Annotated in this window: 22 protein-coding genes; 16 read left to right on the top strand and 6 right to left on the bottom strand. The window is 67.6% G+C overall.

All coding sequences use genetic code 11. The features are described from left to right. Positions 1-910, top strand: a 910-nt coding sequence (locus QLQ83_RS08895) for an IS3 family transposase (RefSeq protein ID WP_282733855.1), incomplete at its 5' end; no start/stop codon positions are given. Between the two features lie 71 nt (positions 911-981). Here QLQ83_RS08895 and QLQ83_RS08890 read toward each other — a convergent pair. The 4 genes from QLQ83_RS08890 to hmpA all read right to left on the bottom strand — a co-directional run bounded on the left by QLQ83_RS08890 (position 982) and on the right by hmpA (position 4,858). Continuing rightward, positions 982-1,752 carry an ABC transporter permease gene (locus QLQ83_RS08890; RefSeq protein ID WP_282735165.1) on the bottom strand — a complete coding sequence of 257 codons (771 nt, stop codon included), beginning with the start codon at positions 1,750-1,752 and terminating at the stop codon, positions 982-984. Between the two features lie 3 nt (positions 1,753-1,755). Beyond that, entirely contained in the window at positions 1,756-2,739 is a 984-nt protein-coding gene (locus QLQ83_RS08885; protein WP_282735164.1) for an ABC transporter substrate-binding protein, read from the bottom strand. Then, on the bottom strand, positions 2,736-3,515 hold the full coding sequence (locus QLQ83_RS08880; RefSeq protein ID WP_282735163.1) for an ABC transporter ATP-binding protein: 780 nt from the start codon (positions 3,513-3,515) through the stop codon (positions 2,736-2,738). Before QLQ83_RS08880 ends, QLQ83_RS08885 begins: the two co-directional genes overlap by 4 nt. A 173-nt stretch (positions 3,516-3,688) precedes the next feature. Beyond that, on the bottom strand, positions 3,689-4,858 hold the full coding sequence (gene hmpA / locus QLQ83_RS08875) for an NO-inducible flavohemoprotein (protein WP_282735162.1): 1,170 nt from the start codon (positions 4,856-4,858) through the stop codon (positions 3,689-3,691). A 215-nt stretch (positions 4,859-5,073) separates the two neighbouring features. On the opposite strand from hmpA, the gene norR reads away from it, so the two are divergent. Then, a complete protein-coding gene (gene norR, locus QLQ83_RS08870) occupies positions 5,074-6,645 on the top strand; it encodes a nitric oxide reductase transcriptional regulator NorR (protein WP_282735161.1) in 1,572 nt (523 codons plus the stop codon). 245 nt (positions 6,646-6,890) lie between these two features. Here norR and QLQ83_RS08865 read toward each other — a convergent pair whose 3' ends face one another. After that, positions 6,891-8,114, bottom strand: a complete 1,224-nt coding sequence (locus QLQ83_RS08865) for a cytochrome D1 domain-containing protein (protein WP_282735160.1) — start codon at positions 8,112-8,114, stop codon at positions 6,891-6,893. Next, a complete protein-coding gene (locus tag QLQ83_RS08860; protein ID WP_282735159.1) occupies positions 8,107-8,445 on the bottom strand; it encodes a c-type cytochrome in 339 nt (112 codons plus the stop codon). Before QLQ83_RS08860 ends, QLQ83_RS08865 begins: the two co-directional genes overlap by 8 nt. A gap of 359 nt (positions 8,446-8,804) precedes the next feature. Here QLQ83_RS08860 and QLQ83_RS08855 point away from each other — a divergent pair, with 359 nt between their 5' ends. From QLQ83_RS08855 to QLQ83_RS08790, 14 genes are all read left to right on the top strand, one after another. Beyond that, positions 8,805-10,535 carry a nitrite reductase gene (locus QLQ83_RS08855; protein ID WP_282735158.1) on the top strand — a complete coding sequence of 577 codons (1,731 nt, stop codon included), beginning with the start codon at positions 8,805-8,807 and terminating at the stop codon, positions 10,533-10,535. Positions 10,536-10,594: 59 nt separating this feature from the next. After that, positions 10,595-11,080, top strand: a complete 486-nt coding sequence (locus QLQ83_RS08850) for an AsnC family transcriptional regulator (protein ID WP_282735157.1) — start codon at positions 10,595-10,597, stop codon at positions 11,078-11,080. Then, entirely contained in the window at positions 11,077-11,610 is a 534-nt protein-coding gene (gene ahbB, locus QLQ83_RS08845; RefSeq protein ID WP_282735156.1) for a siroheme decarboxylase subunit beta, read from the top strand. Before QLQ83_RS08850 ends, ahbB (QLQ83_RS08845) begins: the two co-directional genes overlap by 4 nt. Continuing rightward, positions 11,607-12,065, top strand: a complete 459-nt coding sequence (locus QLQ83_RS08840) for an Lrp/AsnC family transcriptional regulator (protein ID WP_282735155.1) — start codon at positions 11,607-11,609, stop codon at positions 12,063-12,065. Before ahbB (QLQ83_RS08845) ends, QLQ83_RS08840 begins: the two co-directional genes overlap by 4 nt. Then, positions 12,040-12,624 (top strand): siroheme decarboxylase subunit beta, encoded by a 585-nt coding sequence (gene ahbB / locus QLQ83_RS08835; protein WP_282735154.1) that lies wholly within the window; start codon positions 12,040-12,042, stop codon positions 12,622-12,624. Before QLQ83_RS08840 ends, ahbB (QLQ83_RS08835) begins: the two co-directional genes overlap by 26 nt. Positions 12,625-12,675: 51 nt before the next feature. Then, on the top strand, positions 12,676-13,893 hold the full coding sequence (gene nirJ, locus QLQ83_RS08830; RefSeq protein WP_282735153.1) for a heme d1 biosynthesis radical SAM protein NirJ: 1,218 nt from the start codon (positions 12,676-12,678) through the stop codon (positions 13,891-13,893). 19 nt (positions 13,894-13,912) lie between these two features. Further along, positions 13,913-14,761, top strand: a complete 849-nt coding sequence (gene cobA / locus QLQ83_RS08825; protein WP_282735152.1) for a uroporphyrinogen-III C-methyltransferase — start codon at positions 13,913-13,915, stop codon at positions 14,759-14,761. After that, positions 14,758-16,341, top strand: coding sequence for a nitrite reductase (locus QLQ83_RS08820; protein WP_282735151.1), 1,584 nt, complete (start codon positions 14,758-14,760; stop codon positions 16,339-16,341). The genes cobA and QLQ83_RS08820 overlap by 4 nt, the downstream gene beginning before the upstream one ends. Positions 16,342-16,439: 98 nt before the next feature. Next, the gene (locus QLQ83_RS08815; protein ID WP_282735150.1) at positions 16,440-17,654 is read left to right on the top strand and encodes an NnrS family protein; all 1,215 of its coding nucleotides are present in this window, start codon (positions 16,440-16,442) and stop codon (positions 17,652-17,654) included. Positions 17,655-17,841: 187 nt separating this feature from the next. Further along, positions 17,842-18,228, top strand: a complete 387-nt coding sequence (locus QLQ83_RS08810) for a SirB2 family protein (RefSeq protein WP_282735170.1) — start codon at positions 17,842-17,844, stop codon at positions 18,226-18,228. Between the two features lie 62 nt (positions 18,229-18,290). Further along, the gene (locus QLQ83_RS08805; RefSeq protein ID WP_282735149.1) at positions 18,291-18,611 is read left to right on the top strand and encodes a carboxymuconolactone decarboxylase family protein; all 321 of its coding nucleotides are present in this window, start codon (positions 18,291-18,293) and stop codon (positions 18,609-18,611) included. Positions 18,612-18,801: 190 nt separating this feature from the next. Then, positions 18,802-19,254: a c-type cytochrome gene (locus tag QLQ83_RS08800; protein WP_282735148.1), complete on the top strand. Its 453-nt coding sequence runs from the start codon at positions 18,802-18,804 to the stop codon at positions 19,252-19,254. A 54-nt stretch (positions 19,255-19,308) separates the two neighbouring features. After that, on the top strand, positions 19,309-20,664 hold the full coding sequence (locus QLQ83_RS08795) for a cbb3-type cytochrome c oxidase subunit I (RefSeq protein ID WP_282735147.1): 1,356 nt from the start codon (positions 19,309-19,311) through the stop codon (positions 20,662-20,664). A 56-nt stretch (positions 20,665-20,720) separates the two neighbouring features. Further along, positions 20,721-21,533 (top strand): CbbQ/NirQ/NorQ/GpvN family protein, encoded by an 813-nt coding sequence (locus QLQ83_RS08790; RefSeq protein ID WP_282735146.1) that lies wholly within the window; start codon positions 20,721-20,723, stop codon positions 21,531-21,533. Positions 21,534-21,700: the final 167 nt, after the last annotated feature.

The following is a 21,700-nucleotide window of genomic DNA, read 5'->3' as shown; positions in this document are numbered from 1 at the left end:
CCTATCTAAAAAAGCTCGATGCCTTGACCCGAGAGAAGTGGGCGACGACACGGGGCAAAAAGCCCAAGCCGTCCAAGGGTTAAGGCATGAGCACCCACTGGCGCTGCTGCTACGTGCGGCATCGCTACCGCGCAGCACGTTCTACTACCAGCTCAAGGCCCTGGGGGCTGGCGATCCGTATGCGTCTCTGAAGGCGCGTATCCAGGCGATCTATGATTACCACAAGGGACGCTATGGCTATCGCCGTATCACCGCTGTGCTGCGCCAGACAGGCGAGGCGGTCAACCACAAGACCGTCCAGCGGTTGATGCAACAACTGGGCTTGAAGTCCCTCGTTCGCCCCAAGCGGTATCGGGCTTATCGAGGAGCCGAGGGCTACGCCGCCCCGAATACGCTACGGCGTCGGTTTCAGGCCCAAGGACCGAATCAACGATGGGTGACCGACATCACCGAATTCAAGGTCGATGACCAGAAGCTCTACCTGTCACCGGTCATGGATCTGTATAACGGCGAAATCATCGCCTTCCAGACCGGGCCACGACCGGTATTGGGCCTGGTGAAGCACATGTTGAGGAGCGCCTTCGACCGGCTGAGGCCGGGTGATCGGCCTCTATTGCACTCGGATCAGGGATGGCATTACCGGCACCCCAACTATCGTCGCCTGGTGGTGGAGAAACGGATACTGCGCAGCATGTCACGGAAAGGGAATTGTCTGGACAATGCCGCCATGGAGAGTTTTTTCGGCACCCTGAAAGCCGAGTACTTCCATCTGAACCGGTTCGACACCGTTGAGCAGTTGCAGCAAGGCATTGCCGACTACATCCACTACTACAACCATCAACGGATCAAGCAGAGACTAAAAGGCCTGAGCCCCGTGCAATACAGGACTCAGGCCATGGCCGCCGGTTAAGAGAACTAACCGTCCAACGATTGGGGGTCAGTTCACAAGGACGGGGCGTCATGGCCGTGTGCCGGGCCGGATCAGAGGTACTGGTAGCGGAGCAGCCGATGCTTGACGCGCTCCAGCAGCACCTGGTCGATCACCGCCGCCAGTACGGCGATGACCAGGATGTTGGTCATCACCCCGGTCATGTCGGCGATCTCGCCGGAGTAGGCCAGCGACTTGCCGAGCCCGGCGCTGAAGCCGACGATCATCTCCGCGGAGATCAGCGCCCGCCAGGCGTTGCCGAAGGCGAGTTGGGCGCCGGTGATCAGCTCGGGGGTGACCGCCGGGAAGTAGACCCGCTTGAGCATCTGGGCGCGCGAGGCCCCCATCACCCGCGCCGCGTCGATGTGTACCCGCTCGACGCTCTCGGTGGCGTTCATCACGCTGAGCGCGGTGGGGAAGAAGGCGCCTACCGCCACCACCACGATGATCGGCAGGTTGCCGAAACCCATCAGGATCAGGAACAGCGGCACCCAGGCGATCGAGGGGATCGACTGCAGGATGATGATGGCCGCCTTCAGGGTGCTGCGCACCGCGTTGAGAGTGCCCCCCACGAGCCCGAGCACTACCCCGGCCACCAGGGCGGCGCCATAGCCGGCACCGAGCCGGCCCATGCTGTTGCCGAGCCCCTGGTAGAACTCGCCGCTGCCCAGTTCCTGCCACAGCCGGCCGAGTGCCACGTGGACGTCGGGCATCAGGAAGTCGGGCAGGAACCAGGCGGCCACCTGCCAGAAGAACAGGATGAAGAGGATGGCCAGCACATAGGCCTTCTTGCTGGCCACGCCGGTGGAGGAGGTGGTGCTCATGGCTTACAGCTCGCGCTCTTTTTGCCAGCTGAGATCCAGCAGGGCGTCGACGTCGAAGTCGGCCTGCTCGAGGATGCCCTGCTCGTGCATGATGCCGGCCAGTTCTTTCATGCGCTCGATGTCCGCCTCGGTGAGCACGGCGCTGAAGTCGTTGGTGGCGATGGCGTCGGCAATCACCTTCTCGCTGGCGATCTCGCCCTGGTCGCGGGTCTCGATCACGTCCTCCTTGACGAAGTAGGAAGTGATGTAGCCGGCGGCCTCCTCGGGGTCGCTCTCGAGCATCTCGATCGCCTCGCGCTGGGCGTCCAGGGCGGCCCACAGTACCTCTCGGCGTTCCTCGAGGGTCTCCTCGGCGGTAATCACCACCATGCACGGAAAGGGCCACACCTCACCGATCTCGTAGATCTCGGTCACCGGGGCCTGCAGCTTGGCGATGCTGGCGTAGGGCTCGAACAGGAAGGCCGCGTCGACGCGGCCGCCCGCCAGCGACTGAACCGCCACCGAGGGCGCCACGCCCATGATGTTGAGGTCGTCGTCGGACAGGCCCGCCTCGGCCAGGGTCACGCCCTTGAGCACGATGTCGGCGGTGCTGCCCTGCTTCTGGGAGGCGAGGTCCTTGCCGGCCAGGTCGGCCACCTCGTCGATGCCGGCGTCGTCATGGGCGAGCAGGGCATGATAGCCGCGCTGGGCGCCGCCGACGATCCTCAGGTCGGCGCCGCGGCCGGCCCAGGTGAAGGCGTTGGAGAAGCCCAGCACGCCGATGTCGAGCTGCCCGCCAACGATGCCCTTGATCAGGTCGGTGCCGGAACTGAACTCGATCAGCTCGGCGTCGAGGCCGTGCTTGGCGTAGAGGCCGGCCTCGTAGGCGAGCATCACCTGGGCGTCGTCCATCACGCGGACATAGCCGACGCGGAACTCCTCATTTTCGGCTATCGCGGGGCCGGCCAGGCCGAGGGCCAGCAGGGGGATGAACAGGCGACGGATCATGCGGTTTCTCCTCTCTCTACCCGACGCGGTTCGGCGCTCGGGGTGTCGGTGTCGATGCCCAGCAGGGTCAGCACCTCGCGACGGATGTCCGCGAAGGCCGTGAGGTCGTGGGTCTTGGGGATATGCCCCAGGGTGAACGACTCGAGGACACGAGCCGGTCGCTGGCTGAACACCAGCACTCGGTCGGCCAGGTAGAGCGCCTCGTCGACGTCATGGGTGACCAGGACCACCGTCGGGCGCTCCTCCTCGATGAGGTCTCGCAGCACGCTCTGCAGGGTCATGCGGGTCAGGGCGTCCAGGGCGCCGAAGGGTTCGTCGAGCAGCAGTACCTTGGGCCGGGCGATGAAGGCCCGGGCCAGGGCGCAGCGCTGGCGCATGCCCCCCGAGACCTGGTGGGGATAGTAGCCCTCGAAGCCGTCGAGCTTGACCCGCGCCAGCCACTCGCTGGCCTGCTTACGGGCCTCGCGCGCCGGCTGGTCCTGGAACTCCAGGGCCAGGGCGACATTTGCCTCCAGCGTCATCCAGGGATAGAGGGCATGCTCCTGGAACACCAGGGTGCGCTCGGGCGCCGGATGGCTCACCGGCTGGCCGTCGGCGCGCACCTCGCCGGCGCTGGCCTGCTGGAGGCCCGCCACCATGTGCAGCAGGGTCGACTTGCCGCAACCCGAGGGACCCACCAGCGCGACGATCTCGCCGTCGGCGATGGTGTCGTCGAAGGTCTCGATGACCTGCAGATCGCCGAAAGACTTGGCGACGCGCTCGAAATGCAGCTGCATATGAGCTCCCGGAATGACGATATATAATTAAATAGAATAGCAAAAACAAATTATATAACCAAAATCACAATCTGTGAAGTCGTCCTTGCCGACGTGTTCAGACAACAGGCTAAGCAGTAAAGCAAACGCCCCGGCGGTGCCGGGGCGCTCTTGGTAGGAGAGGAGGAGGAATGTCAGGCCGCGCCGAGGGGGCGCGAGGGGCCGAAGTGCTCGTAGTGGCGACGCTCGCCGGGCACGCCCAGTTCGGCGAGGGCCCGGTCCACGGCCGTCATGAAGCCCTGGGGGCCCACGAAGTAGCAGCGGGCCCCTTCGGGAACCAGGCGGGCCAGCAGCTCGCGGTCGATCCGACCAGCATGGTCGGCATCGTCGCCGCGCTCGTGGATGCTCACGGCCCGAAGCCGCTCCGGGTGGGCCTCGGCCAGGGCCGCGACCTCATCGCGGAAGGCGTGATGCTCGGCGTCCAGGGCGGCGTGCAGGTAGACCACCCGGCGCCCCTGGGTCAGGGCATGGCGGGCCATGGGCAGCATCGGGGTCTGGCCGACGCCGCCGCTGGCCAGCAGCAGGGGCTCGTCACCGTCTTCCAGGGTCAGGTCGCCGGCGGGGGGCAGCAACTCCAGGGTGTCGCCGACGCCCAAGGCATCGTGCAGGTGACGGCTGGCGCGCCCCTCCGGCTCGCGCTTCACCGAGATCCGGTAGTGGCTGCCGTTCGGCACGTCCGAGAGGCTGTAGTGCCGATAGACCGGCTCGCCGTCGATGGTCAGCCTCACGCCGATGAACTGGCCCGGCTGGTGGTCGGCCACCGGGCCGCCGTCCTCGGGTTCCAGCACGAAGGAGCGGATCACCGCGCTCTCCTGGCGGATGTCGGCGATGCGGAAGCGGCGCGTGCCGCGCCAGCCGCCGGGGCGTCCCTCGAACTCCCGGTAGCGGTGGTCCTCCAGTTCGATGAGCAGGCCGGCGAGCTCCTCGTAGAGGCCGCTCCAGGCCGCGGCGACCTCCGGGGTCACCGCCTCGCCCAGCACCTCGCCGATGGCGGCCATCAGGCACTCGCCGACGATGGGATACTGGTCGGGCTGGATACCCAGGGAGACGTGCTTGCTGACCACGGTGGACAGCACGCCGCGTGCCTGCTGGGGATCCTGGCGCAGCCCCACATAGGCCAGCACGGCACCGGCCAGGGCCCGCGGCTGGCCGCCATCCTGCTGGTGGGCCTGGTTGAAGAGCGGCTTCACTTGCGGATAGCGCTCGAACATCAGCGGGTAGAAGCGCTGGGTGATGGCATCGAGATGGTCGGCCACCACGGGGGCGGTGGCCGCGATCAACTGCTCCTGCTCTGTCGTCAGCATGGGAATCCTTCTGTCAGGGGGTATTCTTGGATTGGCCCCTCCCCGTGAGCAAGAGTCGTGCCACCCCGTCCCCGGACAACATGTCGCAGTGCAGCATGAAGGCCTCCGTCGCCAGGGAGCACTGACGTGGGCACGGCACGCCAGACAGCGAGATAGTGGCAAATTGACACGATCTCTGTTGTCATTATGTCCCTCATTGTCGAAAACACAGTGCCATGACCGACTTCCTGCGCGCCCTGCGCGAACTGCTGGCTTGCCTGACTGAGCGGGCGCCGGACGCCTCCCTGGCCGGCGAGTGGGATGCCCTGCTCCAGGCCCTGGTGGGGCGCTATCCGCTGGATGCCGCCACCCTGATGGTGATGGAGGACGGCGCCTTGCAGCCGGTGGCCGTACTGGGCCTGCCCGACGAGGTGCGCGGACGACGCTTCGAGCCGGCGCAGCACCCCCGGCTCGCCGCTATCGCCGCCCATCCCGGCGTGTGCCGCTTCCCGACGGACAGCGACCTCCCGGACCCCTTCGACGGCCTGCTCGACGAGGACCTCAATCAGGTGCACGACTGCCTGGGAGTGGCCCTGTGCGACGAGGGGCGACTGATTGGCCTGCTGACCCTGGACGCCCTGTCTGCCGGGGCACTGCGGGATCTGGAGGAGGCGGAGCTGCTGGCCGCCGCCGAGCTGCTGGCCGTCTGCCTGCGCCTGGCAGAACGCCTGGCGGAGACCCGCTCGCGGCTCAGCGAGGTGCTGGGAGGCGAGGCCTCCGGCAGCGGGCTGCAGCACTGGAGCAGCCCTGCCATGCAACGGCTGATGACGGCCGTTGATCTGGTGGCGCCCACCGGGATGAACGTGCTGCTGCATGGCGAGACCGGGGTGGGCAAGGAGCGAGTGGCCCGTGAACTGCACCGGCGTTCCGCACGGAGCGGTGGCCCCCTGGTGCAGGTCAATTGCGCCGCCCTGCCCGAGAGCCTGATCGAGAGCGCCCTGTTCGGTCATCGGCGTGGCGCCTTCTCCGGAGCGGTGAAGGATCACCGCGGACACTTCGAGATGGCCGATGGCGGTACCCTGATGCTCGACGAGGTGGGCGAACTGCCGCTGGCACTGCAGCCCAAGCTGCTGCGGGTGATGCAGGAGGGGGAGATCCAGCCGCTGGGCAGCGAGCAGGCGCGGCGGGTGGATGTCCGGGTGATCGCCGTGACCAACCGCGACCTGGCCGCCGAGGTCGGGGCCGGGCGCTTCCGGGAGGACCTCTATCACCGGCTCGGCGTCTTCCCGCTTGAGGTGCCGCCGCTTCGTGAGCGCCCCGAGGATATCCCGCTGCTGGCCGGCCACTTCCTGGAGGACAACCGGGTGCGCCTCGGGGTGGCCAACCTGCGCTTCGCTCCCGAGGCCCAGGCGGCCCTGCTCGGCTGGCACTGGCCCGGCAACGTGCGCGAGCTGGAGCATGTGCTGGCCCGTGCCGCCCTGCGGGCCCTAGGCGAGCAGGAGGCGCTCACCGTGCCAGGCCAGCGGGCGGCGGTCCTGCGTATCGACCCGGGCCACCTCCAGCTGCCGCGCGGGGACGCCCCCGTGGCGGCCGACACCTCAGCGGCTCCCGGCATCGTCGGCGATGAGACAGAGGCCGGCTTCGGCCTGCGGGAGGCCACCGAGGCCTTCCAGCGGCGGCTGATCCGTGATGCCCTGGCCGCGCATGGCGGCAACTGGGCGGCCGCCGCCCGAGACCTGGCGCTGGACCCCGGCAACCTGCACCGCCAGGCCCGCCGCCTGGGTCTCAAGTCGCGTCCGCGTGATTGAAGTGGATGACATGCATCAATGCGCCTTTGGTCGAAGTGTGGTCGGATGGCCCCCCTACCCGACGCATGATCGACACGGCGAGGAGCCGGGCGGCAAGCATCGGCATCCTGATGCGCTACCTGGCGGGCCACCCCGAGCTTCCGGGTCCCCTGCGCGCCTACCCTGGCCGGCCGCCCCGCGGTACGCGCCCTCTATTCCCGCCGGTGGCTACTCCGAAGTGCCGCTGCAAGTGCGCCGCTGACCTCTTACAACCCGATGCGATGGGCCCGGTCGGTAAAGAAGATGCCGCTGGGCGATTCGCTGTCGAGGCGGGCGACCTCCTCGAGGGTGCGGGTGTCGTAGACCACCACCCGGTCGCTGTCCCGGGCCGAGATCCATACTTGCTCGCCCCGGGGGGTGAACTCCATGTGCAGCACCGCCTCGCCGGGCTCCAGGGTGGCCACCACCTCGCGGGACTCGGTGTCGATCACCTGCACCACACTGTTGTCGGGATGGGCGAAATTGACCCACACCTGGCGCTCGTCGGGGCGGGTCATCACGAAGATGGGTTGGCCATGGACGGCAATGCGCTCCACCAGCGACCAGTCGTCGCTATCGGCGACCAGCACCTCGTGGCGGCCGACCGCCGGCAGCCAGGCCTCGTCGCCGGCCATCGCCCAGCCCTCCAGGTGGGGCATCTTGTAGACCGGCAGGCGCTCCTCGCCGCGGCCGTAGTCGGGCAGGATGCGCTGCACCCCCGCCTCCGGATGCCAGAGGTCGAGCAGTGCCAGGCCGTCCTCCCCGAACAGCCCGGCGATGTAGTAGCGCCCGCTGGGGCCGATCAGGGCGTCGTAGGGCGCCTCGCCGATATCGCTGAAGCGGGTCACCTCGGGGGCGCCCTCGCTCATGTCCACCATGTGGATCTCGCCGGCCTCGAACAGGCTGTAGACGAAGCGGTTGCCGGGGGCATCCACCAGACCCACCACCTTGGAGCGCTGCGCCTGGCCGTTCTCGTCCCGGTAGGTCGCCGGAATCTCCGCGACTTCCTCCAGGGTCTCGCTATCGAAGATCTTCACGCCGCCCGGCTCGTAGTTGGCCACCGCCACCAGCGAGCCATCCTGGGAGATGGCGCCGCCAATACTGTTGCCGGACTGCATCACCCGGTGGGTGATCTCGCCGGTGAGCAGGTCGACTCGGCTCAGCCCGCCGTCGCGGCCGAAAACGAAGGCGTAGCGGGCATCCCGGGAGAACTTCACCGAGGCGTGGGACAGGTCGCCCAGCCCCTCCACCCGCTCGAGGATCCGCTGGTGGCTGGTATCCACCACCGCCAGGCTGCCGGTAGCGCGCTCCACCACCACGCCGAGGTCGCCGGTACCGCGCAGTTCTGCGTTTGGAGTGGCCTGGCAGCCGGCCAGCAGGGCGAGCAGCGAGGCGGCGGCGAGGGGCTTGCGAAGGGCCGGGGGCATCATGGGCATGGAAACCTCACTCATCCAGGGGGTTGTCGTTCTGCAGGTGGTCGGCGAGCCAGCGCGCCTCCTCCTCGGTCAGCAGGCCGGCCCAGCCGGGCATGGCGGTGCCGGCAACGCCGTTGAGGATCAGCGCGGCCAGGCCGTCGCGGCTGTAGGCGTTCATGCGTGACTCGGGCAGCGCGGGGCCGAGGCCGCCGCGCAGGGTCATGCCGTGGCAGGAGCCGCAATCCTGGTAGAGCAGGGTCTCGAGCTCCTGCTGCCGCTCGGCGGAGAGCGAGCCATCGGCCAGGGCGGCCGCCGGCAGCCAGCAGAGCGCCAGCAGCAACAAACGGCGGGGAGCGGGCAGTGGCATGGCATCTCCTCAGGGGCGGGACCCGGTGTCGTGGCTGGTGGCAGTGTCTCTGCTGGTGGCCGGGCGTGCCTTGACGGGGGTCAAAGCGCCGCCCTGCAGGGCTTATGAAGCATGATCCCTTCGGCCTCGCAATGTCTCTTTGGAGGTAGGCCGGAGCCCCTTTGACACAGGTCAATCTTGCCGGGGAAAGCGGCGCGGGACCCGTTAAAGATGCATGAATTATACGCGTTAATGGGCCAATCTCTGGCGCAGGAAGGTCATCGGCCGTACAGCTTCGGGTGGCCATCCGGCGAACGACAACAACGACTCGCCCATGACCTGGCGACAGCGCATTCAAGGATCATGACAGAGGTGGAACGATGATGAAGAAAGACTGGTATCTCAAGCCCCTGGCCGTGGCGGTGACCACCGTCGCCCTGGGGATCAGTGCGGCCCAGGCTCAGGATGGTCACAAGGACGTCGACGAGTCCCAAAGCGCCTACCAGGGCACCGAGTCCTCCGTGGATCCGGGCTCTGCCAAGGCGGTGCGCACCCCCGGGGCGCCGGACCTGACCGAGGCCGAGTTCGAGACGGCCAAGGAGATCTACTTCCAGCGCTGCGCCGGCTGCCACGGCGTGCTGCGCAAGGGGGCCACCGGCAAGCCGCTGACCACCGATATCACCCAGGAGCGCGGCCTGGAGTACCTCAAGGCCTTCATCAACTACGGCTCCGCGGCCGGCATGCCCAACTGGGGCACCTCGGGCGATCTCACCGATGATGAGATCGAGCTGATGGCCAAGTACATCATGCATGAGCCGCCGACGCCGCCGGAATTCGGCATGCCCGAGATGATGGACACCTGGGAGGTGCGGGTGGCGCCCGAGGATCGTCCCACCGAGCAGATGAACGACCTGGCGATCGAGAACCTCTTCTCGGTCACCCTTCGGGACGCCGGCCAGATCGCCCTGATCGACGGCGAGTCCAAGGAGATCGTCAAGGTCCTCGACACCGGCTATGCGGTGCACATCTCGCGCATGTCCGCCTCGGGTCGCTACCTGTTCGTCATCGGCCGTGACGCCAAGGTTGACATGATCGACCTGTGGATGGAGGAGCCGGAGATCGTCGCCACCATCAAGATCGGCATGGAGGCGCGCTCCGTCGAGACCTCCAAGTTCGAGGGCTACGAGGACGACCTGGCCATCGCCGGCGCCTACTGGCCGCCCCAGTACGTGATCATGGACGGCGAGACCCTGGAGCCGAAGAAGATCGTGGCGACCCGCGGCATGACCGTCGACACCCAGGAGTACCACCCGGAGCCCCGCGTGGCGGCCATCGTGGCCTCCCACCGGCACCCGGAGTTCATCGTCAACATCAAGGAGACCGGCAAGGTCCGCCTGGTGAATTACGAGAACCTGGACGCCCTCTCCACCGTCGAGATCGACACCTCCCGTTACCTGCACGACGGCGGCTGGGACGCCTCGGGCCGCTACTTCCTCACCGCGGCCAACGAGTCCAACCAGATCGTGGTCATCGATGCCCAGGAGCGTGAGCTCGAGGCCATCGTCGATGTGGGCAAGATTCCGCATCCGGGTCGTGGCGCCAACTTCGTCGACTCCGAGCATGGTCCGGTGTGGGCCACCAGCCACCTGGGTGACGCCACCATCCAGCTGATCGGCACGGATCCGGAAGGGCACCCCGATAACGCCTGGAAGGTGGTGCGTACCCTGGAAGGCCAGGGCGGCGGCTCGCTGTTCATCAAGACCCATCCGGAGTCCGACAACCTCTACGTCGACACCGCCCTCAACCCGGGCGAGGGGCCCAGCCAGAGCGTGGCGGTCTTCGACATCAACGACCTGGAGGCCGGCTATGAGGTCCTCCCGATCGCCGAATGGGCCGACGTGGGCGAGGGGGTCAAGCGTGTCGTGCAGCCGGAGTACAACCAGGCCGGCGACGAGGTGTGGTTCTCCGTCTGGAACACCATGGACGAGACCTCCGCGCTGGTGATCGTGGATGACGAGACCCGCGAGCTGAAGCATGTGATCAAGGACGAGCGTCTGGTCACCCCGACCGGCAAGTTCAACGTGATCAACACCCAGAAAGACATCTACTGATCGGGAACCGGCGGCGGGCGCAAGCCCGCCGCCAATCCCGACGCGAGTGAGCTGTGCCGATGCATTGCCAAGCCCGAGACTTCGATACCCTGGATCGCCGCCTGATTGACAGCTACCAGCGCGGCCTGCCGGTCTGCACCCGCCCCTTCCACAGCGTGGCCGAGCGCCTGGGCACCTCTGAGGCCGAGGTGATCTCACGCCTGGAGCGACTGCAGTCGCTGGGTGTGCTCAGCCGCGTGGGGCCGGTCTTCGATCACGCCCGAGCCGGCGCCAGCCTGCTCGCCGCCGTGGCCGTGCCCGAGGTCGAGCGCGATGCCTTCGCAGAGCTCATCAACGCCGCCCCCGGCGTCAACCACAACTATGCCCGCGAACACGACTTCAACCTCTGGTTCGTGATGACCGCGCCGGACGAGCCCGAGCTCGAGGCGCGGCTCGCGGCCCTGGAGGCGCGGCTGGGCGTGCCGATCCTGCGCCTGCCGATGCTGGAGGGCTTCCATATCGACCTCTCCTTTCCCATTCCCTGGGCCGAACTGGAGCGCACATGAGCACCGCGACCCCGCTCTCCCTCGATGCCGCCCGCTCGCCCGGCGAGCCGGACGCCCATCGTCGCCTGCGCGCCCTGCTCGAGCAGGGCTTGCCGCTTACCCCCAGGCCCTGGCAGACCCTGGCCGAGCAGGCCGGCCTCGCCGAAGATGAAGTGATGGCCTGCGTGCGTCGCTGGCAGGCCGAGGGGCTGATCAAGCGCCTGGGGCTGGTGGTACGCCATCGTCGCCTGGGGATCCAGGCCAATGCCATGGTGGTGTGGGACGTGCCGGACGAGCGGGTCACCCTGGTGGGCCGTCGGCTCGCACGGGAGACCGCGGTGACGCTCTGCTACTGTCGCCCGCGGCGCCTGCCCGACTGGCCCTACAACCTCTTCTGCATGATCCACGGCGCCCGTCGCGAGCGGGTGCTGGCGGAGCTCGCCGCCATCGTCGAGCGCCTGGGGCTGGGCGAGCTGGAGCACCGGGTGCTGTTCAGCACTCACGCCTACCGCCAGTGCGGCGGCCGCTACGTGCGGGAGGGCGCGGCATGATCCTCGACGACCTGGACGGCGTCGATCGTCGCCTGATCAACCGCCTGCAGGACGGCCTGCCGCTGGTAACACGGCCCTATGCGGCAGTGGCCGAGGAACTGGGCATCGCCGAGGGCGACCTGCTCTACCGCCTCGAGCGCCTGCGCGAGGGCGGCCTGCTCAGTCGCTTCGGCCCCATGTACCACGCCGAGCGGCTGGGCGGCGGGCTGACCCTGGCGGCGCTGGCGGTGCCCGAGGCCGACTTCGATCGTGTCAGTGATGCGGTCAACGCCTTCCCCGAGGTGGCCCATAACTACCGCCGCGAGCACGCACTCAACATGTGGTTCGTGCTGGCCACCGAGACACCCGAGGCCATCGACGCGGCCATCGCCGGCATCGAGGCGGCCACGGGCCTGCGCGTCTTCAACATGCCCAAGGAGGAGGAGTTCCATGTCCGTCTCCACCTGCCCGTCTAGGTCGGCCCTGAATCGTGACGAACAGCATCGCGACGCTCAAGGACTCGACGCTGCCGACCGTGCCATCGTGCTGGCCACCCAGGCCGGCCTGCCGCTGGTCCCCGACCCCTGGGGCGCGGTGGGTCGCGAGGTGGGCATGAGCGGTGCGGAGGTGCTCGAGCGCATGCAGGCCATGCAGGCGAGGGGAGTGGTCCGCCGCGTCGCCGCGGTGCCCAACCACTACCGGCTCGGCTACGTGGCCAACGGGATGACGGTGTGGGACGTGGACGACGCCCATGTTGCCCGCCTGGGCCGCGAGGTGGCCGCCATCGAGGGCGTCAGCCACTGCTATCGACGCCCGCGGCACCTGCCCCACTGGCCCTACAACCTGTTCGCCATGCTGCATGGCCGCAGCCGGGAGGAGGTCGAGCGCCAGGCCGCGGTGCTGTGCGAGCGCCTGGGCGAGGCGTGTCGCGACCATCGCATCCTCTACAGCTCGCGCATCCTCAAGAAGACCGGGCTGCGCCTGGCCGGCAGCCGGCCGGGGGCCGCCTGGACGGAACCCGAACGGCGGGGCTGAGCCGCGTCCGCTGGTCCCCTTCAGCTCAGCACCACCCAGCAGGAGAACGCCATGTTCCGCGTCACCCGCTACATCAAGTCGCTGCTCGAGCCGGGCCCCATCCCACCCGCGCGCAAGCCGCCCGGTCCGGTGGTGATCTGGAACCTGATTCGCCGCTGCAACCTGACCTGCAAGCACTGCTACACCACCTCGGCCGACATCGACTTCGCTGGCGAACTCTCCACCGCCGAGGCCCACGCGGTCCTCGACGACCTCCACGCCTTCCGGGTGCCGGCGCTGATCCTCTCCGGGGGCGAGCCGCTGATGCGGCCCGACATCTTCGAGCTGTCGCGTCGCTCCCGGGCACTGGGGATCTACACCGGGCTCTCCACCAACGGCACCCTGATCACCGAGGCGAACATCGATCGCATCGCCGAGGTCGGCTACGACTACGTGGGCATCAGCATCGACGGCCTCGAGGCCACCCACGACGTCATCCGCCAGCGCCAGGGCGCCTTTCGCGAGTCGATGCATGCGGTGAGGCTGTGCAAGGAGCGCGGCATCAAGGTGGGCCTGCGCTTCACCCTGACCCGCGAGAACTACGAGCAGCTCGGCGACATCCTGGCGCTGCTCGACGAGCACGACGTCGACAAGTTCTATCTCTCGCACCTCAACTACGGCGGCCGGGGCCGGCGCCACAGCAAGCAGGACGCCTGGTACCGCATGACCCGCGACGCCATGACCCGGCTGTTCGACCACTGCCGCGAGGAGCTCGAGCGCGGCGTGGAGCGCGAGTACGTCACCGGCAACAACGACGCCGACGGCCCCTTCCTGCTGATGTGGGCCCGGGAGCACTTCCCCGAGCAGGCCGAGGCCCTGGAGCAGCGCCTGCTCAACTGGGGGGGCAACGCCTCCGGCGAGCATATCGCCAACATCGACAACCTGGGCCACGTCCACCCGGACACCTTCTGGTGGGACCACGACCTGGGCAGCGTTCGGGAGCGGCCCTTCTCCGAGATCTGGCGCGATACGCAGGACCCGCTGATGGTCGGCTTCCGCCAGCGGCCGCGGCCGCTCAAGGGGCGCTGCGGCGAGTGCCACTTCCTGCCGATCTGCAACGGCAACACCCGGGTGCGAGCCTGGAAGGTCTCCGGTGACCCCTGGGAAGAGGATCCCGGCTGCTACCTGACCAACCGCGAGATCGGGGTCGCCGACGCGGGCGAGCGCCGTATCTCTGCCCCCTATGTCTCCCCACCCTATGAGGCCATCCAGGCCGTCGAAATCCAGTAGGCTTGCGAGGAATTCCGCCATGCCGTCACGTCGCGTTTCCTATGATCTCGCCGAGTCGCCGCTGGCGCCCGGTGAGGTGGCCATCGTCGGTGCCGGACCCGGCGACCCCGGGCTGCTGACCCTGCGCGCCCTGTCGCTGCTCGAACAGGCCGACTGCCTGGTCTTCGACCGCCTGGTCTCCCGTGAGGTGCTGGCCCTGGCGAGCCCCCGGGCCCGGCGCTTCTACGTGGGCAAGGCCTCGCGCTGCCATGCCCTGACCCAGGAGGAGACCAATGCGCTGCTGGTGCGCCTGGCCGGGGAGGGCAAGCGGGTCGTGCGGCTCAAGGGCGGCGATCCCTACATCTTCGGCCGGGGGGGCGAGGAGGCCGAGGTGCTGATCGAGCACGGCATCCATTTCCGGGTGGTGCCGGGGATCACCTCCGCCCAGGGGTGTGCCGCCTACGGCGGCTTCCCGCTGACCCATCGCGAGCATGCCCAGAGCGTCACCTTCGTCACCGGGCACTGCAAGGGTGACGGCGACCTGGCCCTGGACTGGTCCTCCCTGGCGGTGCCCCATCACACGGCGGTCTTCTACATGGGGTTGGCCAACGCCGAGCTGATCAGCCGGAAACTGCAGGACCACGGCCTGCCTGCGGACCATCCGGTGGCCCTGGTGGAGCGGGGCACCACCCCCGAACAGCGCCAGGTGATCACCTGCCTGGGCGAACTGGTCGAGACCATCGCGCGGGAAGAGCTGAAGCCGCCCACCCTGATCGTGGTGGGCGAGGTGGTGCGCCTGGCCGACACCCTGGCCCAACCCGCCCCCAGGGAGGCGACCTTCGCCGAGGGCGAGACCCTTGAGCTGGTGCGGGAGCGGATTGCCCTGTGAAACGCATCGTCTCCCTCCGGAAGTGCCTGCCGCCCCTGGCCGCCGCGCTGCTGGTCACGGCCATGGTGCCGGCCGGTGCCGACGACATCCGCGCGCTCTACCAGGCCCAGTGCGCCGCCTGCCATGGCGAGGAGCGCCTGGGCGGCATCGGCCCGGCGCTGCTGCCGGGCAACCTCTCGCGGCTCAAGCCGCAGGCCGCCGAGGCGGTGATCCGTGACGGGCGACCGGCCAGCCAGATGCCGGGCTTCGGCGGGCAGCTCGACGACGGCCAGGTCCGCTCCCTGGCCGAGTGGATCTACCGTGCGCCCGAGGTCGAGCCCACCTGGGGGCGTGACGAGATCCTCGCCAGCCACGCTGTCCCTCATCCGGATGGAACCCTGCCGGATGTGCCACGCTTCGATGCCGACCCGCTCAACCTCTTCATCGTGGTGGAGACCGGCGACCACCACGCCAGCCTGCTCGACGGCGACACCTTCGAGCCGATCCACCGCTTCGAGACCCGCTACGCCCTGCACGGCGGGCCCAAGTACACCCCCGACGGGCGCCATGTCTTCTTCGGTTCCCGGGACGGCTGGATCACCAAGTACGACATCTACAACATGGAGGTGGTGGCCGAGGTGCGCGCCGGCATCAACATGCGCAACATCGCCGTCTCCGCCGACGGCCGCTACGTGATGGCCGCCAACTACCTGCCCCACAGCCTGGTGCTGTTCGATGCCCACAACCTCGACCTGATGAAGGTCTATCCGGTGGTGGGCGAGGACGGGGAAAGCTCCCGGGTCAGCGCCGTCTATGCGGCGCCGCCGCGGGGCAGCTTCATCGCCGCCCTCAAGGACCTCGAGGAGGTGTGGGAGATTCCCTGGCCGCTGCCCACCGAGCCGGTGGTGTCCACCGGCCATATGGCCACCCCGCTCGAGCAGCAACGCGGTCACGACACGCCCAACTTCCAGGTGCGTCGCATCCCGGTGCCCGACTACCTGGACGACTTCTTCTTCGACCTCGACTACGAGCACGTCATCGGCGCCTCCCGAGGTGGGGAGAGTGACGGCCAGGGCGGCATGGTGGTGAACCTCGACAGTGGCGAGAAGGTGGCCGACCTGCCCCTGGAAGGGATGCCCCACCTGGGCTCCGGCATCACCTGGCAGCATGAGGGGCGCCGCGTGATGGCCACACCCCACCTCACACGGGCGGCGGTCTCGATCATCGACATGACGGACTGGACGGTGATCAAGACCCTCGAGACCGATGGCCCCGGCTTCTTCATGCGCAGCCATGCCAACTCTCCCTACGTCTGGGTGGACGTCTTCTTCGGCCCCCATCGCGACCGGGTCCACGTGATCGACAAGGCCAGCCTCGAGATCGTCGAGACGCTGATTCCCGAACCCGGCAAGACCGCCGCCCACGTGGAGTTCGACCGCTACGGCGAGAAGCTGCTGCTCAGCCTCTGGGAGGAGGACGGCGCGGTGATCGTCTATGACGGCGATACCCTGGAGGAGGAGAAGCGCATTCCCATGAGCAAGCCCTCCGGCAAGTACAACGTCTGGAACAAGACGCGCTACGAGGAGGGCACCAGCCACTGAAAGGCTCGATAAGAAGTATTCTTGATGCCTGTCATGGAAGGGGTGAGGGGAGTCGGGCACAATGGCCATAACCAAGCGTTTTAGTCGGGTATGACGCCATGCAATCGACCTCCTCCTCTTCCGTTCGCTCCTCCACGCTGTCCCGCCTGCCGGTGGCGCGCCTGGCCTTCCGGCCCTTCTTCCTGCTGGCGGCGCTGTTCAGCGTGCTCTCCCTGGGCGTGTGGTTCGCCTTCTGGCATGGCGCCATCCTGCTGCGACCCTTCGGTGGGCTGATGTTCTGGCACCAGCACGAGATGCTGTTCGGCTTCGCCGCCGCCGTGGTGGCGGGCTTCCTGCTCACCGCGGTGCAGAACTGGACCGGGCTGCCCAGCCTCAAGGGTGGCCCGCTGCTGGCCCTGGTCGGGGTCTGGCTGGCCGGGCGGCTGCTGATGGCCTTTCCCCTGGGCCTGCCGCCCTGGCTGCCGGTGCTGGTCGACCTGGTGTTCCTGCCGGTGGTGGCGGGGGTCATGGCCCGGCTGGTGATCGCCGCGAAGCGCTGGCGCAACCTGGTCTTCCTGCCGGCCCTGGGGCTGCTGACCCTCGCCAACCTGGCCATGCACCTGGGCGTGTTGACCGGCGACGCCGAGCTGATCCGCCAGGCCGCCTACCTGGCGGTACTGCTGTTCTCCCTGCTGATGGTGGTGGTGGGCGGCCGGGTAATCGCCATGTTCACGGCCAACCGCCTGGGGCTGATCCGCAGGTCGCCGATCCCGATACTCGAGTACGCCAGCCTCGGCAGCGTCATGGCGGTGGTGCTGGGCCAGTTGCTGGTGATGCTCGGCGTGGCGGTCCCTCACCTCCTGCTGGCGGCCTTGATGGGCGTGGCCGCCGTGGCCAACGCCGTGCGGCTGTCGCGCTGGGGCGGCCTCCATAGCTGGCGCGAGCCGCTGCTGTGGGGACTGCACCTGAGCTACGCCTTCATCCCGGTGGGCCTGGCCATGTGGGCCCTGGCGCTGCTGGCCGGCAGCCGCGCCGACGCCGCACTGCACGCCCTGACCATCGGCGGCATGGGCACCATGATGCTGGCGATGATGTCGCGGGTCTCGCTGGGCCATACCGCGCGTCCCATCCGTACCCTGCCAGGCATCGGGGTGGCCCTGGGGCTGATGGTGGCCGCGGCCCTGCTCCGCTCGCCGGTGCTGGCGCTCTTCCCGCAGATCACCCACTGGACCTACAACCTGGGCATCATCTTCTGGTGCCTGGCCTACGTCATCTTCCTGTTCCACTATACAGGGCCGCTGCTGTCGGCCCGGGCCGACGGCAAGGACGGCTAGGAGCCTGTCGGACTTAACGCTGATCTACTACGAGATCCGGTCTTTCGGCCAATTTCATTCGATCTGATTCGTTAAATAGCGGGCTATTCGCCTCATCAGATCGATAAACTTGTCTCGAAAACCGAATCTCTCGCGACGATCGGTCAAATCCGACAGGCTCCTAGGCACGGCCCTGGGGAGCTCCATGATCGAACACTATGTGCTGATCAAGCACCTGCATGTCACCGCCGCCACCCTGAGCATCCTCTTCTTCATGCTGAGGGCCTGGTGGTCGGTGCGCGAGGCGGCGATGCTGAAGGCTCGCTGGGTGAGGGTGGCGCCCCACGTCATCGATACCTCCCTGCTGGTACTGGGCGTGGTGCTGATGGTGATGCTCTCCGCCTGGCCCCACCAGCATCCTTGGCTGGCCGCCAAGCTGATTGCCCTGCTGGCCTACATCGGCCTGGGCACGGTGGCGATCAAGCGCGGCAGCACGCCGCGGGCGAGGGCCGTCGCCGCCCTGGCCGCGGTGGCCACCTTTGCCTACATGCTGGGCGCGGCGATCCGCCACAGCCCGCTTTCCTGGCTGGCGTGACGCAGGGGGCCTGCGTGCTGGCCTATACTGAGCCCGCCACTCTCGTGCAGAAGGATGAACTCATGACGAAACAGGAACTTCCCGCCGGTGCCGGCCAGGTAGCCGAGCAGTATCCCGAGATCTGGGAGGCCTACGCCGAGCTGGGCCGCGCCTGTGCCGAGTCCGGCCCGCTGGACGCGCGCACGCGCCGCCTGGTCAAGCTGGCGCTGGCCGTAGGCGCGCGCTCCGAGGGGGCCGTGCACTCCCACGTGCGTCGCGGCCTGGAGGAGGGCGAGTCCGCCGAGGCCCTCAAGCAGGTGGCCATGCTGGCTATCCCTACCCTGGGCTTGCCCAGCGGCGTCGCGGCCCTGACCTGGATCGAGGACATCACCGAAAGTCACTGAGCCCCTCCCCGGCGGCAGCCTGTTCGGCTGTCGCCCGCCTTCCTTCCCCGGAAATTGATCGGCGTCAAAGCCCCACCCCGTGCTCTGCTGCTACGCTTAACATGTATCTGTGATACATCTTAAAAGGGATGCAGGGCTGCATGCCGCTAAGGGCGGCGGCACTGCCACACGAGCAAGGGGGGTATGGTCCATGGCCGACGGTCTCACCAAGTCGGCGGCCCGCAACATCTTCTACGGCGGGTCGCTGTTCTTCTTTCTGCTGTTTGCCGCACTGACGGCCCACAGCCACTGGTACATGGTCAACACGTCCACCGACAGCGAGGGGCTCACCGAGTCCGTCAAGCACGGCAAGGAAGTGTGGGAAAAGAACATGTGCATCAACTGCCACAGCATCATGGGCGAGGGCGCCTACTTCGCGCCGGAGCTGGGTAACGTCTGGGAGCGCTACGGGGGGCATCAGAATCCGGAAGCGGCCCGGGCGGGCCTCGAGGCCTGGATCCGTGCCCAGCCGCTGGGGGCCGAGGGGCGCCGCCAGATGCCCGCCTACGACTTCAGCGACGAGGACATGCAATCGCTGATCGACTTCCTGGAGTGGACCGACGGCATCGACGACCAGGACTGGCCGCCGCACCCCGCCGGCTGAGCCGCCTGAACGCCGGATCGCCGGACCGCGGATAAATCAAGGAGAACGACACCGATGAAATACGAAACCCAGAAGGTGGCGCTGCCATTCTTCATGGTGGCCATGGCCCTCTTCGCGCTGCAGGTCGTCTTCGGGCTGCTGGCCGCCACCGTCTATGCCTGGCCCAACTTCATGGCCGAGGTCATGCCTTTCCACATCATGCGGGTCAGCCATACCAACCTGCTGATCGTCTGGCTGCTGATCGGCTTCATGGGATCCACCTACTACCTGATGCCGGAAGAGGCCGAGCGTGAGATCCACAGTCCCACCATCGCCTATATCCAGTTGGCCATCTTCGCTTTCGCCGGGGCCGCTGCGCTGGTCGGCTACCAGTTCGGGATCCACGAGGGGCGCGAGTTCCTGGAGCAGCCGTTCTGGGTCAAGGTGCTGATCACCATCTCCTTCCTGATGTTCCTGTTCAACACCAGCATGACCCTGCTCAAGGGGCGCCGAACCGCGATCAACCTGGTGCTGATGCTGGGCCTGTGGCTGGCCGCGGTGTTCTGGCTGTTCGCCTTCTACAACCCCACCAACCTCGCTGTGGACAAGCTCTACTGGTGGTGGGTGGTGCACCTCTGGGTCGAGGGCGTCTGGGAGCTGATCATGGCGGCACTGCTGGGCTACCTGCTGATCAAGATGACCGGTGTCGATCGCGAGGTGATCGAGAAGTGGCTCTATATCATCGTCGGCCTGTCGCTCTTCTCGGGCCTTCTGGGCACCGGCCACCACTACTACTGGATCGGCGCGCCGAGCTACTGGCAGCCCATCGGCAGCATCTTCTCCACCCTGGAGGTGATCCCCTTCTTCGCCATGGTGGTGTTCGCCTTCACCATGTTCTGGAAGGGCAGCCGTAACCACCCCAACAAGGCCGCCATGCTGTGGGCCCTGGGTTGCCCGACCGTGGCCTTCTTCGGCGCCGGCGTGTGGGGCTTCATGCATACCCTGCACTGGGTCAACTACTACAGTCACGGTACCCAGGTCACCGCCGCCCATGGCCACCTGGCCTTCTACGGGGCCTACGTGATGCTGATCCTCGGCATCATCACCTTCGCCATGCCGCAGCTGCGCCGCGTCCAGCCCTACAACCAGGTGCTGAACATGTGGGGCTTCTGGATCATGACCGGTGCCATGTGCTTCATGACCTTCACGCTGACCTTCGCCGGTGTCGTCCAGACGCACCTGCAGCGCGTGCTGGGGATGAACTACATGGAAGTACAGGACCAGCTCGGCCTCTTCTACATGATGCGCCTGGGCGCCGGTGTCGCCGTGGCTGTGGGGGCGGTGATGCTTCTCTATGCCTTCTTCGGCCCCGCCCGCGAACAGGTGCCGGCCGGTGGCACCCAGCTGACCGCAGGCCCCGAGCGCGCCTGACCACCCGAGGGCCCCGGTCGGGGCCCTCTTTCGTTCACCCTGACGGGAGTGACCCCATGCCCCTTTCCTCCGTGGCCGCCAACGCCAGCGAGCAAGAGATTCCCTACTACCAGAGCGTCGGCAACGAGTGCGCCATGTTCGAACAGGCGTTCCAGCAGCGCCTGCCGCTGCTGCTCAAGGGGCCGACCGGCTGTGGCAAGACCCGCTTCGTCAGCCATATGGCGGCCAAGCTCGGCAAGCCCCTGTTCACCGTCTCCTGCCACGATGACCTGACCGCCGCCGACCTCACCGGGCGCTACCTGCTTCAGGGCGGCGAGACCCGCTGGGTCGACGGCCCCCTGACCCGCGCCGTGCGCGAGGGCGGCATCTGCTACCTCGACGAGGTGGTGGAGGCCCGCAAGGACGTCACCGTGGTGATGCACCCCCTCACCGACGACCGGCGACTGCTGCCGCTGGAACGCACCGGCGAGCTGCTCGAGGCGCCTGACGACTTCATGCTGGTGGTCTCCTACAACCCCGGCTACCAGCACATCCTCAAGTCCCTGAAGCCGAGCACCCGGCAGCGCTTCGTGGCGATGTCCTTCGACTTCCCGCCCCCCCAGGTGGAGCGTGACATCGTCGCCCGCGAGAGCGGCCTCGCGCCGGAGCGCTGTGCGGCACTCGTCAACCTGGCGGCCAGCCTGCGCGACATGAAGGGCCAGGACCTGGAGGAGGGGGTCTCCACCCGCCTGCTGGTCTACTGCGCGACCCTGATCCAGGCCGGCATGCCGATCCTCGATGCCGCCCGCGCCACCCTGGTGGAGCCGCTCTCCGACGACGCGGACGTCCAGGAGGGACTCATGGAAGCCATTCACGCCACCTTCGGTTAATGAGACATTTCATGGAGGAAGGGGCGCCGGGGGCAAGCCGAAGAGGAGGTCCTACGCCAGGGGTGAGGAGCACTGCTCCGAACGGGCGGGCCGTGGATGGCCCGCACCGGCCCTGCAAGCGGCGCAGGATGCGAGAGCGCCGCAGGGCGTCGGTAGCGTACAGGGAG

The sequence above is a fragment of the Halomonas rhizosphaerae genome, assembly GCF_030010555.1.
Classification (GTDB): domain Bacteria; phylum Pseudomonadota; class Gammaproteobacteria; order Pseudomonadales; family Halomonadaceae; genus Halomonas; species Halomonas rhizosphaerae.
This window is presented reverse-complemented; position numbering and strand designations above follow the sequence as displayed.

Coding starts and splice junctions, on each gene's coding strand:
- QLQ83_RS08805 (WP_282735149.1), top strand. CDS start 18,291: ATGACGAAACAGGAACTTCCCGCCGGTGCCGGCCAGGTAGCCGAGCAG.
- nirJ (WP_282735153.1), top strand. CDS start 12,676: ATGTTCCGCGTCACCCGCTACATCAAGTCGCTGCTCGAGCCGGGCCCC.
- QLQ83_RS08880 (WP_282735163.1), bottom strand. CDS start 3,515: ATGCAGCTGCATTTCGAGCGCGTCGCCAAGTCTTTCGGCGATCTGCAG.
- QLQ83_RS08840 (WP_282735155.1), top strand. CDS start 11,607: ATGATCCTCGACGACCTGGACGGCGTCGATCGTCGCCTGATCAACCGC.
- QLQ83_RS08865 (WP_282735160.1), bottom strand. CDS start 8,114: ATGAGTGAGGTTTCCATGCCCATGATGCCCCCGGCCCTTCGCAAGCCC.
- QLQ83_RS08815 (WP_282735150.1), top strand. CDS start 16,440: ATGCAATCGACCTCCTCCTCTTCCGTTCGCTCCTCCACGCTGTCCCGC.
- hmpA (WP_282735162.1), bottom strand. CDS start 4,858: ATGCTGACGACAGAGCAGGAGCAGTTGATCGCGGCCACCGCCCCCGTG.
- QLQ83_RS08790 (WP_282735146.1), top strand. CDS start 20,721: ATGCCCCTTTCCTCCGTGGCCGCCAACGCCAGCGAGCAAGAGATTCCC.
- QLQ83_RS08890 (WP_282735165.1), bottom strand. CDS start 1,752: ATGAGCACCACCTCCTCCACCGGCGTGGCCAGCAAGAAGGCCTATGTG.
- QLQ83_RS08795 (WP_282735147.1), top strand. CDS start 19,309: ATGAAATACGAAACCCAGAAGGTGGCGCTGCCATTCTTCATGGTGGCC.
- QLQ83_RS08860 (WP_282735159.1), bottom strand. CDS start 8,445: ATGCCACTGCCCGCTCCCCGCCGTTTGTTGCTGCTGGCGCTCTGCTGG.
- QLQ83_RS08855 (WP_282735158.1), top strand. CDS start 8,805: ATGATGAAGAAAGACTGGTATCTCAAGCCCCTGGCCGTGGCGGTGACC.
- ahbB (WP_282735154.1), top strand. CDS start 12,040: ATGTCCGTCTCCACCTGCCCGTCTAGGTCGGCCCTGAATCGTGACGAA.
- QLQ83_RS08850 (WP_282735157.1), top strand. CDS start 10,595: ATGCATTGCCAAGCCCGAGACTTCGATACCCTGGATCGCCGCCTGATT.
- cobA (WP_282735152.1), top strand. CDS start 13,913: ATGCCGTCACGTCGCGTTTCCTATGATCTCGCCGAGTCGCCGCTGGCG.
- QLQ83_RS08885 (WP_282735164.1), bottom strand. CDS start 2,739: ATGATCCGTCGCCTGTTCATCCCCCTGCTGGCCCTCGGCCTGGCCGGC.
- norR (WP_282735161.1), top strand. CDS start 5,074: ATGACCGACTTCCTGCGCGCCCTGCGCGAACTGCTGGCTTGCCTGACT.
- ahbB (WP_282735156.1), top strand. CDS start 11,077: ATGAGCACCGCGACCCCGCTCTCCCTCGATGCCGCCCGCTCGCCCGGC.
- QLQ83_RS08800 (WP_282735148.1), top strand. CDS start 18,802: ATGGCCGACGGTCTCACCAAGTCGGCGGCCCGCAACATCTTCTACGGC.